Below are 13,023 nucleotides of genomic sequence, written 5' to 3'. Positions count from 1 at the left end.
GCCGTGCAGTGTTCCACGCGCCGTAGCATGGTGAACCGTGTCTTCTCCCCTGGCCCCCTCCGGAAGCGGCCCCATAACCGACCCGGCCCCGCTGTCCCTGTGCGCCCGTGAGCCGCACGTACCCGCGGACCGGCTGGTCGCCGAGATGGTGCCGCCGCCGCGGTTCGACTCCGTCCGCTTCAGCACGTACATCCCCGACCCGAACCAGCCCAGCCAGACGGAGGCGGTCCGGGTCCTGGAGGGCTTCGCGGCGGGCCTCGACTCGGGAGGGTCCCCGGGAGCCGGCAAGCGGCGGCTGTTCGGTTTCGGCAGGGCGCCGAAGAAGGCCCCCACCGGCCCGCGCGGTGTCTACCTCGACGGCGGTTACGGCGTCGGCAAGACCCACTTGCTGGCGTCCCTGTGGCACGCCACTCCCGCCGAACCCGCGCTCAAGGCGTTCGGCACGTTCGTGGAGCTGACCAACCTGGTCGGTGCCCTCGGGTTCCAGGAGACCGTCCGGACGCTGTCCGGGCACCGCCTGCTGTGCATCGACGAGTTCGAGCTCGACGACCCGGGCGACACCGTCCTGGTGTCCACCCTGCTCGGCAAGCTCGTCGACGCGGGTGTGGCGCTCGCCGCCACGTCCAACACGCTGCCCGGCAAGCTCGGTGAGGGCCGGTTCGCCGCGGCCGACTTCCTGCGCGAGATCCAGGGCCTGTCGGCCCACTTCCGCGCCCTGCGCATCGACGGCGAGGACTACCGCCACCGCGGTCTGCCCGAGGCGCCGCCGCCGTACTCCGACGAACAGGTGACCCGCGCGGCGCACGCCACCGAGGGCGCGTCCCTCGACGCGTTTTCGCCCCTCCTGGACCATCTGGCCCGGGTCCACCCCAGTCGGTACGGCGCTCTGACCGACGGGATCAAGGCCGTGTGCCTCACCGGTGTGCACCCGGTTCCCGACCAGTCGACGGCCCTCAGGCTGGTCGTTCTCGCGGACCGGCTCTACGACCGCGAGGTGCCCGTGCTCGCCTCGGGTCTGCCCTTCGACCAGCTCTTCAGCGACGAGATGCTGAACGGCGGCTACCGCAAGAAGTACTTCCGGGCCATTTCCCGGCTCACCGCTCTCGCCCGCGACGCGGGTTCACTGGCCGACCCCCGCTGACCACAGCTCCCATACCGCACCAACCGCCCCGTGGGTAGGGCCTGTTCAAGCCATCCCACCTGCGGTTTTCAGGCTCTCTTCAGCTTGAAACGTTAAGTTAACCCTGCAAATGACTTTGCAGGGTTAACGTGTTTCTTGACCGGCCGTTGACCAAGTGTTGGTCCGCACTAGACGTGCGAAGCACCGGAAGGGGGGCGCATGTACCGAGGTACGACGGCACGGACCGTGGTTTCGATCCTCGCCGCCGTCCTGCTCGCCCTTCAGTTCTTCGCACCGACCGCGTCCTTCGCATCCGCACCCACGCACAGTCAAGTTGAGGCCAAAGCTCAGGCCGGAACGAAGCCCTCCGGCACGTCCTCGCGCCCCGGCCACAAGTCCCTGGGGAAGGCGCTGCGTGACGAGACGGCGACCTGCCGCGCCAGGCACCACGGGGACCCGACCGGTCCCCTGCGGACCCGCGACCGGTCCCACACCGCGGACCTCGCGCCCCCCGGCCCCGAGCGGCCGCTGCAACGGCACATCCGGACGACGGCGCCCGAACCGGTCAGACCCGGCGCCGCGCACGACCACACGTCGAGATCCTCGACGTCACACACCCCAGCGGCACTTCAGGTCTTCCGCTGCTGAGCGGCGGAACAGTTCCCCCCACCCCTTGCCATGCCCGTCCGACGCGCCCCCACTGCGCGCCAGGAGGATCACCACACTCATGCAACCCCTCATCGACAACGCCCGCATCTTCGGACAGCGCCCTGAGGAGTTCGCCCACCTCGCCGAGGGCCAGTCCCCCGACGTCCTGTTCATCACCTGCTCCGACTCCAGGGTCGTACCGGCCCTGATCACGGGCGCCCGCCCCGGCGAGCTCTTCGAGCTGCGCACCGCCGGCAACGTCGTTCCCCCGCACTCCATCGAGCACCCCACGTCGGAGGCGGCCACGATCGAGTACGCCGTGGAGGTCCTCGGCGTCAAGGAGATCGTGGTCTGCGGCCACTCGCACTGCGGCGCCGTGGGCGCCGTGGTACGCGGTGACGACCTCTCCGGCGTACCCGCCGTGCGCGACTGGCTCGCGCACGCCTGTGACGAGCCCAAGTGCGCGGACCCGACCGACAAGACGGTCACCGAAGCCGTGCAGAACCATGTCCTGGCACAGGTGGAGCGACTGCGCTCCTACCCCTGCGTGGAGAGCCGCCTGACGGACGGCCGGCTCCGGCTGCACGCCTGGTTCTACGAAGTGCACACCGGCACCGTGCGCGAACACCGCGCGGACACCGACTCCTTCGAGAAGCTGTGAGGGCGACCATGACCAAGTTCCCTTACCTGAAGCAGGACTTCCTCGCCTCGATCGTCGTCTTCCTGGTCGCGGTCCCGCTGTGCGTCGGCGTGGCGGTCGCCTCCGGTGTTCCCGCGGAGCTGGGCCTCATCACCGGCATCGTGGGCGGACTCGTCACCGGGCTGATGCGCGGCAGCAGCCTTCAGGTGTCCGGCCCCGCCGCCGGACTCACCGTGCTGGTCTTCGAGGCCGTCAGCCAGTTCGGCGTCGCCACGCTCGGCGTGATCGTGCTGCTCGCCGGCCTGCTCCAGCTCGCCATGGGCTTCCTGGGGATCGGCCGCTGGTTCCGGGCGATATCCGTCTCCGTCGTCGAGGGCATGCTCTGCGGCATCGGGCTGGTGATCATCGCCGGGCAGATCTACGCGGCGGCAGGCCTGAAGGCACCGGAGTCCGGACTCGGCAAGATCGCCGGCCTGCCCGGGATGTTCGCCGACACGCTCGGCAGCACCGAGGCCATGATCTCCCTCGCGATCGGCGCGAGCACCATCGCCGTCATCGTGCTCTGGAAGAAGCTGCCGAAGGCGGTCCAGACCGTGCCCGGCGCCCTCGCAGCGGTCGTCCTGGCCACGGTCGCCACGATCGCCTTCAGCCTGCCGGTCGCCACCGTCCAGGTGGAGGGTCTGCTGGGCGTCATCCAGCCGCCCGGGGCCGAGGCCTTCGGCGAACTGGCGAACCCGGCCATCTGGGGCACGATCATCGCCTTCGCACTGATCGCCTCCGCGGAGAGCCTGTTCAGCGCGGCCGCCGTGGACCGGCTGCACGACGGTCCGCGCACCGAGTACAACAAGGAGATGATCGCCCAGGGCGCGGGCAACACCCTGTGCGGTCTGCTCGGCGCGCTGCCGATGACCGCCGTCATCGTGCGCAGCTCCGCCAACGTCAACGCGGGCGCCAAGACGAAGGCCTCCCGGGTGCTGCACGGCGTGTGGCTGCTGCTGTTCGCCGCCGCGATGCCGTGGGCCCTGGCGCTGATCCCGATCCCCGCCCTCGCCGGCATCCTCGTGCACGCCGGCTGGAAGCTGATCCCGTTCGGCCAGATCACGGCGCTGTGGCGGGCCCACAAGGGTGAGGCGCTCATCCTGATCGTCACGGCCGTGTCGATCGTCGCGGTGAACATGTTCGAGGGTGTGCTCATCGGTCTGGCCCTGTCGGTCGTCAAGACCGCCTGGGAGGCCTCGCACGTCAAGCTCGACATCATCGACAAGGGTGCCGGCCCGATCCAGGCGTACCTGTCCGGAAACGCGACCTTCCTGCGGCTGCCGAAGATCCTCGACAGCCTGGAGAGCCTGCCGCAGGACCGTCCGGTCGAGCTGGACCTCTCGGGCCTGCACCACCTCGACCACGCCTGCGGCACGGCCCTGGAGAACTGGGCCGCACGCCACAGCGCGACGGGCACCGAACCGGTGAAGGTCACGGAGCCCGAGGAGGCCCCGGCGGAGAAGGTCACCGCCGCCTGACCGGCGGACCATCACCCACCCCTTGGTCCGGGGCGCGCCGGCTGCGCGCCCCGGACCTTGCGCGTCCGCCCCCCTCTGAGCGCGATCCCCGGGCATGGCCCCACGCCCCGGTTCGGGCATATCGTTACAGAAACGGACGGATTTGGACCTCTGAACCGGGAGGTCGGCATGGTCGAAGAGCTGGTCGGCGTGGTGGCCGCGGTCGGGGCCGGTGCGCTGGTGTACGTGGCCTCCGCGGCGCGGGTCGTCAAGCAGTACGAGCGCGGGGTCGTCTTCCGGCTCGGGCGTCTGCACGGGGACGTGCGCCGGCCCGGGTTCAACCTCGTGATCCCCGCGGTCGACCGGATGCGCAAGGTCAACCTGCAGATCGTGACCATGCCCATCCCGGCCCAGGAAGGCATCACCCGCGACAACGTGACCGTCCGGGTCGACGCCGTCGTGTACTTCAAGGTCGTGGACCCGTCGGCCGCGATCGTCAACGTCGAGGACTACCGCTTCGCCGTCTCGCAGATGGCGCAGACCTCGCTGCGCTCGATCATCGGCAAGAGCGAGCTGGACGACCTGCTGTCCAACCGGGAGAAGCTCAACCAGGGCCTGGAGCTGATGATCGACAGTCCGGCCGTGGAGTGGGGCGTGACCATCGACCGCGTGGAGATCAAGGACGTCTCCCTGCCGGACACCATGAAGCGCTCCATGGCCCGCCAGGCGGAGGCGGACCGGGAGCGGCGGGCCCGGCTCATCAACGCCGACGCCGAGTACCAGGCCTCCAAGAAGCTGGCCCAGGCCGCCCACCAGATGGCCGACACGCCCTCGGCGCTCCAGCTCCGGCTGCTGCAGACCGTCATGGCGGTGGCGGCGGAGAAGAACTCCACGCTCGTCCTGCCCATTCCGGTGGAGCTCCTGCGGTTCCTCGAGCGGGGGGCGCAGCCCGCGGCGGAGAGCCCGGGACGGCCGCGGGACGCGGGGGACGTGGAGAGCGCGAACCGCACGGAGCCCACGGACCGCACGGAGCCCACGGACCGCGCGGAACCCACGGACCGCGCGGAGATCGAGGAGCGCGCCGTCGACCTCACCGAGCAGCGCACCGTCGACCTGACGGAGCAGGCCGGGGAGGCCATGGAACGGCTGCGGCGGGCCGTGGAGCAGTGACGCGCGCTACGCGCGTGGTTCCCGCGGCCCGCACCAGGTGATAGACACAGCGGGATCACAGTTCCTGTCCGCCAGCAGGAAGGTTTCCTCATGACCACATCCGGTCGTGTCGCCACCCGACGTCGGATGCTCGCCGGAACGGGCGCCCTGGGCGTCGGGATCGCGTTCTCCGGCGCCCTCTCCGAACTCTTCTCGGGCACCGCCGCCGCACAGGGCCTCGGCCACACCGGCTACGGCCCGCTCGTCCCCGACCCGAAGGGCGTCCTCGACCTGCCGGAAGGGTTCCACTACCGGATCCTCTCCCGCGAGGGGGACGAACTCCGCTCCGGCGAGGGCAAGGTCCCCTCCAACCACGACGGCATGTCGGCCTTCGGGGGCAGAGGCGGCCGGGTCCATCTGGTCCGCAACCACGAGAACCGGGTGAGCGGCAAGGTCCCGGTCCCGACGGTCGAGGGCCTCACCTACGACCCGGCAGGCAAGGGCGGCTGTACGGCGCTGACCCTCGACTCCCGCAACCGAGTGCAGTCGGAGCGTGTCGCGATCGCCGGCACGGCCGTGAACTGCGCGGGTGGCGCCACCCCTTGGGACACCTGGCTGACCTGCGAGGAGACAGAGGACCGGGCCGGCACCAACGGCTACACCAAGGACCACGGCTTCATCTTCGAGGTGGACCCGGTCGATCCGCACCGCACCGGGGCCGTGCCGCTGACCGCGATGGGCCGCTTCGCGCACGAGGCGATCGCCGTGGACCCCCGGCGGGGCGTGGTGTACGAGACCGAGGACGCCTTCGAGGAGCCCTTCGGCCTCTTCTACCGCTTCCTGCCGAGCCGGCCGCTGGGCGGCAGGGGTTCGCTGCGCGCGGGTGGCCGGCTCCAGGCCATGCGTGTGCCCGGGGTGCCGGACCTGTCCTCCATCCAGGACGTCGGCGCGGAGTTCGACCACATCGAGTGGGTGGACGTCCCGGACCCGCAGGCCGCGCAGACGCCGATCCGGTTCCAGGACTTCGGCCGCGGGGGCATCACGCACGCGCAGAAACTGGAGGGCTGCTACTGGGGCGGCCGTTCGGTGTACTTCGTGTCGTCGTTCGCGCGCCGGTCGGACGGTTCGGCCGCCGACCACTTCGGGCAGGTCTGGCGCTACGACCCCGAGCGCCGCCGGCTCACCCTGGTGATCGTCTTCGGCCCGGACACCGATGTGCAGCTGCCGGGCGAGTCGCCGGACAACATCTGCCTGGCGCCCAGCGGCGGCCTCATGGTCTGTGAGGACGGCAACGGCGCCCAGCACGTCTACGGGGTCACCCGGCGCGGCGAGGTCTACGCGATGGCCCGCAACCGGCAGAACATCGGCACCGAGCAGGAGCCGGAATGGGGTGAGTTCGCCGGGGTGACGTTCTCCCCGGACGGCGACACGATGTACGTCAACTGCTACACACCCGGCACCACGTTCGCGGTGACGGGCCCCTGGCGCCGCTGACCGGCGCTCCGCCACCGACCGGGCGCCGGGTGCGTAAGCCCGGCGCCCCGCCGGACCATCGAGGCACAGGACCGCGAAGGGGGCCCGGTGGCACACAGGGACTGCGTCTCCTTGAGCGGCTGGCCGCCCTCGTGGCCGCGTGCCGGAAGCGGCTGGCGGAGCAGCGCTGAGCAGACCTGATCCGAGGGGTCAGGCGGCCAGCAGGGCGTCGATCTGGCCGACGGCCTCCTTCAGGCCCTCCTCCATGCCCATGGTGACCAGCTGCTCCATCTGCTCGCGGGTGTCGAACAGGGAGCGCATCTCCATCCGGGTGCCGCCGCCGTGTTCGCTGAGCCGCACCGTCACGGACATGGTGGGCATGTCGTCCTTGGGCTTGCCGTCGTCGTCGGCGAAGCCGTCGGTGAACTGCAGGTCCGTCGGCTCGCCGACCGAGGTGATCCGCCACCAGCCGCGGTGCCGGTCGCCCTCCGGGCCGGTCATGAAGTAGGTGACCTCTCCACCGGGGGTGAGGTCGTGCTGCTCCACGGTCGCCGGGTAGGTCGGCGGGCCCCACCAGCGCTCCAGCTGCCGGGGGTCGGCCCACAGCTGCCACACCCGCTCGACCGGGGCGGCGAAGTCGGCGATCAGGGTGAGGGCGAGGTGGTCGAGGTCCTTGTCGACACTGGTGACACTCATCGCTCGGGTCCTTCCGTCGTGTCGTTCTCTTCGGCTTCCGGGGTTTCGGCGAGCAGTCGGGCCATCCGGTCCACACGCCCGCGCCACGCCGACTCCAGTTCGTCCAGAACCTGGCGAGCGCGGCCCACGGCATCGGGGTCGGTGCGCACGAGCCGCTCCCGTCCGCTGCGCTGCTTGCTGACGAGCCCCGCCCGCTCCAGCACCGCGACGTGCTTCTGCACCGCGGCGAAGCTCATCGGGTAGGTCTCGGCCAGCCGTGACACCGACAGTTCCGCGCGCACGCAGCGGCGCAGTATGTCCCGGCGCGTGGTGTCGGCCAGGGCGTGGAACAACCGGTCGACCGTCTCGTCACTCCACTCATCTACAACCATTTGGTTGTAGATTAGTCCCGGTCCGCCCTGGCTGTAAAGCGGGCCCGCCCGACACTGAAGCGGACAGACGGGGGTACTCGGCGGCTCATGAGCGAGAACCAGCAGGTCAGCAGCTCGTACTGGCTTCAGACGGCACCCGACGGCCACCACCCGGCTCTGTTGGAGGACCTGGACGTCGACGTGGCGGTGATCGGCGCCGGGATCGCCGGGCTGAGCACGGCGTGGGAACTGACGCGGGCCGGGCGGAGCGTGGCCGTCCTGGAGGCGGGCCGGGTCGCGGCCGGCGTCACCGGTCACACCACCGCCAAGGTCACCGCTTTGCACACGCTCGTCTACGACAAGCTGCGGCGCACCCGCGGCCCCGAGGGCGCGCGGCTGTACGCGCGGTCCCAGTCGGAGGCGATCGACCACGCGGCCCGGATCGCCCAAGAGCTGGGCGTCGACTGCGAGTGGGAGACGAGGAGCGCCTACACCTACGCCGTCGACGCGAGCCGCGTGGAGCAGCTGCGCGCCGAGGCACGGGCCGCGGCCGAGGCCGGGCTGCCCGCGGCGTTCGTGACGGAGACCGGGCTGCCCTTCCGGGTGGCGGGCGCGGTCGAGGTCACCGGGCAGGCCCAGTTCCACCCGCGCAAGTACCTGCTGGCACTCGCCGCCGACCTGGTCGAGCGCGGCGGGCTGATCTTCGAGGACACCACCGTTCTCGGCCTGGACGAGGGCGAGCCGTGCAGGCTGTCGACCACGACCGGGGCGACGGTCCGGGCCCGGGAGGTCGTCGTCGCGACGCACTACCCGATCTTCGACCGTGCCTTGCTGTTCGCTCGTCTCTCCACCCGCCGTGAGCTGGTCGTCGCCGGGACGATCCCCGCGGACCAGGACCCGGGCGGCATGTTCATCACGCCCGACGAGGACACCCGCTCGGTGCGCACCGCGCCCTTCGAGGGCGACCGGCGGCTGCTCATCGTCACCGGTGAGCACTTCACGCCGGGCACGGGCGACCCGCGGGCGCGTTTCGAACGCCTCACCGCCTGGGCCACCGGCCACTTCCCGGACCTGGAGGTCACCCACCGGTGGGCCACCCAGGACACCGAGCCCACGGACACGGTGCCGATGATCGGCCCCCTGCACCCGGGCGCCCGGCACACGTACGTGGCCACCGGCTTCGGCGGCTGGGGCATGACCGGCGGCATCATGGCGGGCCGGCTGCTCACCGCGCAGATCACGGGCGAGGAGTGCGAGTGGAGCGGGCTGTACGACCCGCGCCGCGTGAAGCCCGCGCTGCGGGAGGCGCCGACGTTCCTCAAGACGCAGGCCAAGGTCGCCGGGCACTTCGTGGGGGACCGGCTGCGGCCCTCCCCGCCGGTGGAGTCCCTGCCGCCCGGCGAGGGCGCCGTGGTCCGCGCGGACGGCCACCGCGTCGCGGTGTACCGGGACGACGACGGCGGGCTGCACGCCGTCTCCGCCCGCTGCACCCACCTGGGCTGCCTGGTCGACTTCAACGCCGCCGAACGCGCCTGGGAGTGCCCCTGCCACGGCTCCCGTTTCGACACGGACGGCAAGGTGATCCAGGGCCCGGCGACCAAACCGCTGGAGCAGCGGGACCTCTGACGGTCCGCCCCCGCCCTACGCTGGACGTATGAGCGAGGACGACTACTGCCTGATCGACGCGACCAGGCCGCCCCGGGCGGACGGGCCGCCGTACGCGGAGTGCGTGCTGTGCCGGGAGCCGACGGAATACCCCGAGTCGTACAAGGGCATCACGCTCTGCCCCGCCTGCGAGTGGCAGGAGGCGCAGCGCACGGCCTGTTCAGGGTGATCCGCCTGTTCAGGGTGATCTGCGGGAGGCCAGCGCTCCGGCCAGGGTCAGCGCCGCGGCCGTGACCAGGGCCGCCCAGACCAGGGGCAGCAGCGGCAGCGGGACCTCGCCCTGCCGCGATCCGGTCACCAGGCCCTGCACGGCCGCCTGGGCGGGTGAGCCGGAGGCCACCAGGGACAGCAGCGCCGCGAGCAGCAGTGCCAGGACGGCCCGGCCGGGCGAGCGCAGCAGGGGCCTGCTGGTGAGCGCGCCGACGGCCGTGCCGAGCAGGGCGCAGGCCAGGGCGGCGAGCATCCCGGCCCCGCAGGCGGCGGCGAGCGGCACCCGGGTGCGGTGGTCCGAGGAGACCGGGTCGCTGAGCAGCGTCACCACCAGGGTCGCGAGCGTACCGAGGGCCGTCGCACCGGCCAGGGCGACCAGCAGGCACGCCACGTGAGCTCGCCCGGGCCCCGCGGCCGCGGCCACACAGCCGCGGGCGGTGTCGGGTTCGCCCGTGACGCAGACGCGTGCCAGCCAGGCGGCGACGGGCAGCAGGGCGGCGGCCGTGTACCCGAGCGAGTCGAGCACCGGCTGCCCGGCCTGGATGCTGATCGCGAGGAAGGCCGCGTACAGCAGAAACGGCGGCAGCCAGCGCTGCGAGCGCAGCAGCAGGGCGGCGTGGTAGCGCATGAGGGCGGTCATCGGCGGCTCCTGTGGGCGTCCCGCGGGTCGGCCCACCGGGCGGCGCTGACCCTGACGACGGTGGGTGGCGGCTCTCGGCGGCAGTCTCCCGGTGCCGTACCGCGGGCTGTCACCCCTGCGTCCCCGGGCCGGTCTCCGGAGAGGCCACGCTCACCACGTGCCAGGGCGGGCGGGCCGCAAGCAGGGTGCGGAGCACGACGTCGGAGTGCGGGGCGGGCACGGACAGGCGATAGGTGCCGGGCCCGGTCTCCTCGGCCGAGGAAACCGTCCGGCGCACCTCCTCCGGCAGTCGTCCGTCCGGCGGGCCCTGCGCCTCGACCAGCACCTGCGGACCGGACGCGGCCGGAGCCTGCGCGGGCTCCTGCCGAACGACGCCTGCGTCGCGCACGGCGTACGTCGCGTCGGGCAGGCCCGCGAGGCGGCGCGGGTCGTGGTCGACGAAGACCACGGACCCGCCGGCCGCCGTGCGTTCGGCGACCGCGCGCTCCAACTCGGCGCGGGCAGCGGTGTCCAGACCGGTCCACGCCTCGTCCAGCACCAGCAGCTCCGGCTCCGCCAGCAGGGCCTGGGCGACCGCGACCTTCTGACTGCTGCCCTTCGACAGCCGGGCCATCGGCGTCTCGGCGTACGCGGTGGCCCCGAGACGCTCCAGCCACTCCCCGGCGGCCCGGGCGGCCCCCTTCCGGGTCAGGCCGTGCACGGTGCCGAGGTGAGTGAGGTAGCCGACGGCGGTGAAGGGCAAGGCGGGCGGGAACCGCTCGGGGACGTACGCCGTGCGCGGCCGGCCGGTGATCCGGCCCTCGCTCGGCGCGTCGATGCCGGCGAGCAGCCGCAGCAGCGTGGACTTGCCGCTGCCGTTGGCGCCCTCGACGCGGACGAGCCGGCCCGGAGCCACCGCCAGGTCGACACCGCGCAGTACCCAAGAGCCCCGCAGACCGTAACGGCGGCCCGCGTTGCGCAGGCACAGGTCGGGTCGCATGCTGCCATCTTGCACGATCTTCCGGCTGGCACACTGGGATTCGTGAGCGAAAACCCGACGCCCGTGAGCGAGAGCGGCAGTCCCTTCCGGTCCGAGCCCTCGGCGCGCGACGAGGCACCGCAGTTCGTGCTGCCGCTCGTCGTGCGGATGGAGAAGGCGGACCCGCCGGCGCGCACGGACGCACTGGAGACGGCCGCGCGGGCGGTGCTGACGATCCTGGCCGACGAGCGGTCGGCCGGCGAGGGCGAGTGGGCCGGGGCGATGCGGGACTGGCAGGACGCCAGGATCCGCAAGGTCGTGCGGCGGGCGCGCGGCGCCGAGTGGCGGCGGGCCGAGGCGCTGCCCGGCATCACGGTCACCGGCAAGGCCGCCGAGGTGCGGGTCTTCCCGCCCGTCCCGCTGGACGGCTGGCCCAAGGACCTGGCCAGGCTTCAGGTCTCCGGCACCGACCTGGACGACCCCCAGCCGCCGGTGGAAGCGGACCCGTCCGCTCCCGTGCTGTGGCTGAACCCGGACCTCGGCATGTCGGCCGGCAAGGCCATGGCGCAGGCCGGCCACGCCGCCCAGCTGGCCTGGTGGGAGCTGTCCGACGAGGAGCGAGCCGCCTGGCACGACGCGGGTTTCCCGCTCGCCGTCCGGACGGCCGACGCGGCCCACTGGCCCGGACTCACCGGCAGTGGGCTGCCGTTGGTGCGCGACGCGGGGTTCACGGAGATCGCACCCGGCTCGTGCACGGTGGTCGCGGACCACCCGGCGCTGCGCCGCGAGCCGCACGGGAACGGTGGCGCGGCGCCCACCCGTTCGGCGTAGCCTCGGGCGCGGCCGTCCCGGACGAGTGCTCCAGTGGGGTTACCAGCCGACCCGACTCCAGGAGGCAGCCATGTCCAGCGCCGCGCCCCCTCCCCCCGCTCCGCCCGCCTCCGACGACCGCACACCCGGCGGCCCCGGCCCGGGCGACTCCGGTGCCCCGTGGGCGGCCGGGGGTCTCGCCCTCGGCGGCATCCTGATGGTGGTCTACGGCCTCTTCGCGGTGCTCCAGGGCATCGCGGCGATCGCCGGCGACGAGGTGTACACGAGTTTCGGCCAGTACTCCTTCGAGTTCGACCTGACCGCATGGGGCTGGATCCACGTGATCGTCGGGGTGCTCGTGGTGGCCGCCGGACTCGGCCTGTTCGCCGGGGCCGCCTGGGCCCGGGTGGTGAGCGCGGTCGTGGTCGGCCTGGCGCTCATCGCGAACTTCCTCTGGCTGCCCTACCAGCCGTTCTGGTCGATCATCATGATCGTGACCGGCCTGTTCGTGCTCTGGTCGGTGTTCAACTACCGCTCCTCGCGCCCGGTGTAGGGCCTCCCGCGTCAGGCGGCGGGCGACGCTCGCGCTCCGCGACCACCGCGTGCATCCGGCGCGTCAGCGCGGTGGCCGCCGCCGTGAGGAAGACGAACGTGTAGACGATCTGGACGACGGTCACCATGCGGGCCTCCTGCCCGCGCGGGGTGATGTCGCCGTAGCCGACGGTCGCGAGCGTGACGACGGTGAAGTACAGCGCGTCGACCCGGGTGCTCAGGCCGGTGAACTGGCCCGGCAGCTGCGCGAGGGCGTAGTACCCGGACGAGAAGACCAGCACGGCCAGGCACATCAGCAGCGAGATCATGATGCCCGACCGGGCCTGCGGCTTCTCCAGCACGACGTCGCGCACGTGGCGCAGCAGCAGTACGGCGACGAACGTCAGACACAGGACGAACAGCGGCCAGCCCAGCCAGGGGCGGTCGGCGCCCAAGCCCTCCAGAGGCAACAGGAAGTAGGCCGTGCCGCCCGCCACGAGCACGGCTCCGGCCCCGATCCGCAGCCGGCGGACGGCGGCCGCCCCGAACTCCTTCTCCCGCTTCCGCACGGGGCGGTGGGGCTGCTCGCTGCCTTCGGGCATAGGTCCGGTCTACGACGTATCGGGCCGGGACGCGA

15 protein-coding genes are annotated in these 13,023 nt (G+C 72.2%); 10 read left to right on the top strand and 5 right to left on the bottom strand.

Annotated features, from left to right (window positions below; translation table 11 throughout):
• Window positions 1-37 precede the first annotated feature (37 nt).
• The 6 genes from zapE (at window position 38) to ACFY5B_RS07635 (ending at window position 6,547) form a co-directional block, all read left to right on the top strand.
• Window positions 38-1,141 carry a cell division protein ZapE gene (gene zapE / locus ACFY5B_RS07660; RefSeq protein WP_389965947.1) on the top strand — a complete coding sequence of 368 codons (1,104 nt, stop codon included), beginning with the start codon at window positions 38-40 and terminating at the stop codon, window positions 1,139-1,141.
• Between the two features lie 198 nt (window positions 1,142-1,339).
• The gene (locus ACFY5B_RS07655) at window positions 1,340-1,768 is read left to right on the top strand and encodes a hypothetical protein (RefSeq protein WP_389965944.1); all 429 of its coding nucleotides are present in this window, start codon (window positions 1,340-1,342) and stop codon (window positions 1,766-1,768) included.
• 79 nt (window positions 1,769-1,847) lie between these two features.
• Window positions 1,848-2,429 (top strand): carbonic anhydrase, encoded by a 582-nt coding sequence (locus tag ACFY5B_RS07650; RefSeq protein ID WP_389965941.1) that lies wholly within the window; start codon window positions 1,848-1,850, stop codon window positions 2,427-2,429.
• 8 nt (window positions 2,430-2,437) lie between these two features.
• Window positions 2,438-3,925 carry a SulP family inorganic anion transporter gene (locus ACFY5B_RS07645; protein WP_389965938.1) on the top strand — a complete coding sequence of 496 codons (1,488 nt, stop codon included), beginning with the start codon at window positions 2,438-2,440 and terminating at the stop codon, window positions 3,923-3,925.
• Window positions 3,926-4,093: 168 nt separating this feature from the next.
• Complete coding sequence (locus ACFY5B_RS07640; RefSeq protein WP_389965935.1) at window positions 4,094-5,074, top strand: slipin family protein; 981 nt, start codon at window positions 4,094-4,096, stop codon at window positions 5,072-5,074.
• 90 nt (window positions 5,075-5,164) lie between these two features.
• Window positions 5,165-6,547 (top strand): PhoX family protein, encoded by a 1,383-nt coding sequence (locus ACFY5B_RS07635; protein ID WP_389965932.1) that lies wholly within the window; start codon window positions 5,165-5,167, stop codon window positions 6,545-6,547.
• Between the two features lie 189 nt (window positions 6,548-6,736).
• Here ACFY5B_RS07635 and ACFY5B_RS07630 read toward each other — a convergent pair whose 3' ends face one another.
• Entirely contained in the window at window positions 6,737-7,222 is a 486-nt protein-coding gene (locus ACFY5B_RS07630) for an SRPBCC domain-containing protein (protein WP_389965930.1), read from the bottom strand.
• On the bottom strand, window positions 7,219-7,593 hold the full coding sequence (locus ACFY5B_RS07625) for an ArsR/SmtB family transcription factor (protein ID WP_389965928.1): 375 nt from the start codon (window positions 7,591-7,593) through the stop codon (window positions 7,219-7,221). The genes ACFY5B_RS07630 and ACFY5B_RS07625 overlap by 4 nt, the downstream gene beginning before the upstream one ends.
• Before the next feature lie 87 nt (window positions 7,594-7,680).
• Between ACFY5B_RS07625 and ACFY5B_RS07620 the strand changes: the two genes are divergently transcribed.
• Window positions 7,681-9,198 (top strand): FAD-dependent oxidoreductase, encoded by a 1,518-nt coding sequence (locus tag ACFY5B_RS07620; RefSeq protein ID WP_389965925.1) that lies wholly within the window; start codon window positions 7,681-7,683, stop codon window positions 9,196-9,198.
• 28 nt (window positions 9,199-9,226) lie between these two features.
• Entirely contained in the window at window positions 9,227-9,406 is a 180-nt protein-coding gene (locus tag ACFY5B_RS07615) for a hypothetical protein (protein ID WP_062929707.1), read from the top strand.
• 9 nt (window positions 9,407-9,415) lie between these two features.
• Here the strand turns inward: ACFY5B_RS07615 and ACFY5B_RS07610 are convergent, their stop codons facing one another.
• The gene (locus tag ACFY5B_RS07610; RefSeq protein ID WP_389965922.1) at window positions 9,416-10,087 is read right to left on the bottom strand and encodes an ABC transporter; all 672 of its coding nucleotides are present in this window, start codon (window positions 10,085-10,087) and stop codon (window positions 9,416-9,418) included.
• Window positions 10,088-10,196: 109 nt separating this feature from the next.
• Window positions 10,197-11,066, bottom strand: coding sequence for an ATP-binding cassette domain-containing protein (locus ACFY5B_RS07605; RefSeq protein ID WP_389965919.1), 870 nt, complete (start codon window positions 11,064-11,066; stop codon window positions 10,197-10,199).
• Window positions 11,067-11,108: 42 nt separating this feature from the next.
• On the opposite strand from ACFY5B_RS07605, the gene ACFY5B_RS07600 reads away from it, so the two are divergent.
• Both ACFY5B_RS07600 and ACFY5B_RS07595 read left to right on the top strand, forming a co-directional pair.
• Window positions 11,109-11,876 carry an aminoacyl-tRNA hydrolase gene (locus ACFY5B_RS07600; RefSeq protein WP_389965917.1) on the top strand — a complete coding sequence of 256 codons (768 nt, stop codon included), beginning with the start codon at window positions 11,109-11,111 and terminating at the stop codon, window positions 11,874-11,876.
• Between the two features lie 70 nt (window positions 11,877-11,946).
• Window positions 11,947-12,408: a hypothetical protein gene (locus ACFY5B_RS07595; RefSeq protein ID WP_389965915.1), complete on the top strand. Its 462-nt coding sequence runs from the start codon at window positions 11,947-11,949 to the stop codon at window positions 12,406-12,408.
• On the opposite strand, the gene ACFY5B_RS07590 is transcribed toward ACFY5B_RS07595, so the two are convergent.
• Window positions 12,380-12,988, bottom strand: a complete 609-nt coding sequence (locus tag ACFY5B_RS07590; protein ID WP_389965914.1) for a potassium channel family protein — start codon at window positions 12,986-12,988, stop codon at window positions 12,380-12,382. The genes ACFY5B_RS07595 and ACFY5B_RS07590 overlap by 29 nt on opposite strands.
• Between the last annotated feature and the right edge of the window lie 35 nt (window positions 12,989-13,023).

The sequence above is a fragment of the Streptomyces sp. NPDC013187 genome (genome assembly GCF_042899705.1).
Lineage (GTDB): Bacteria > Actinomycetota > Actinomycetes > Streptomycetales > Streptomycetaceae > Streptomyces > Streptomyces hawaiiensis_A.
The sequence above is the reverse complement of the archived record's forward strand: the minus strand, read 5'-3'. Positions and strand labels throughout refer to the sequence as shown.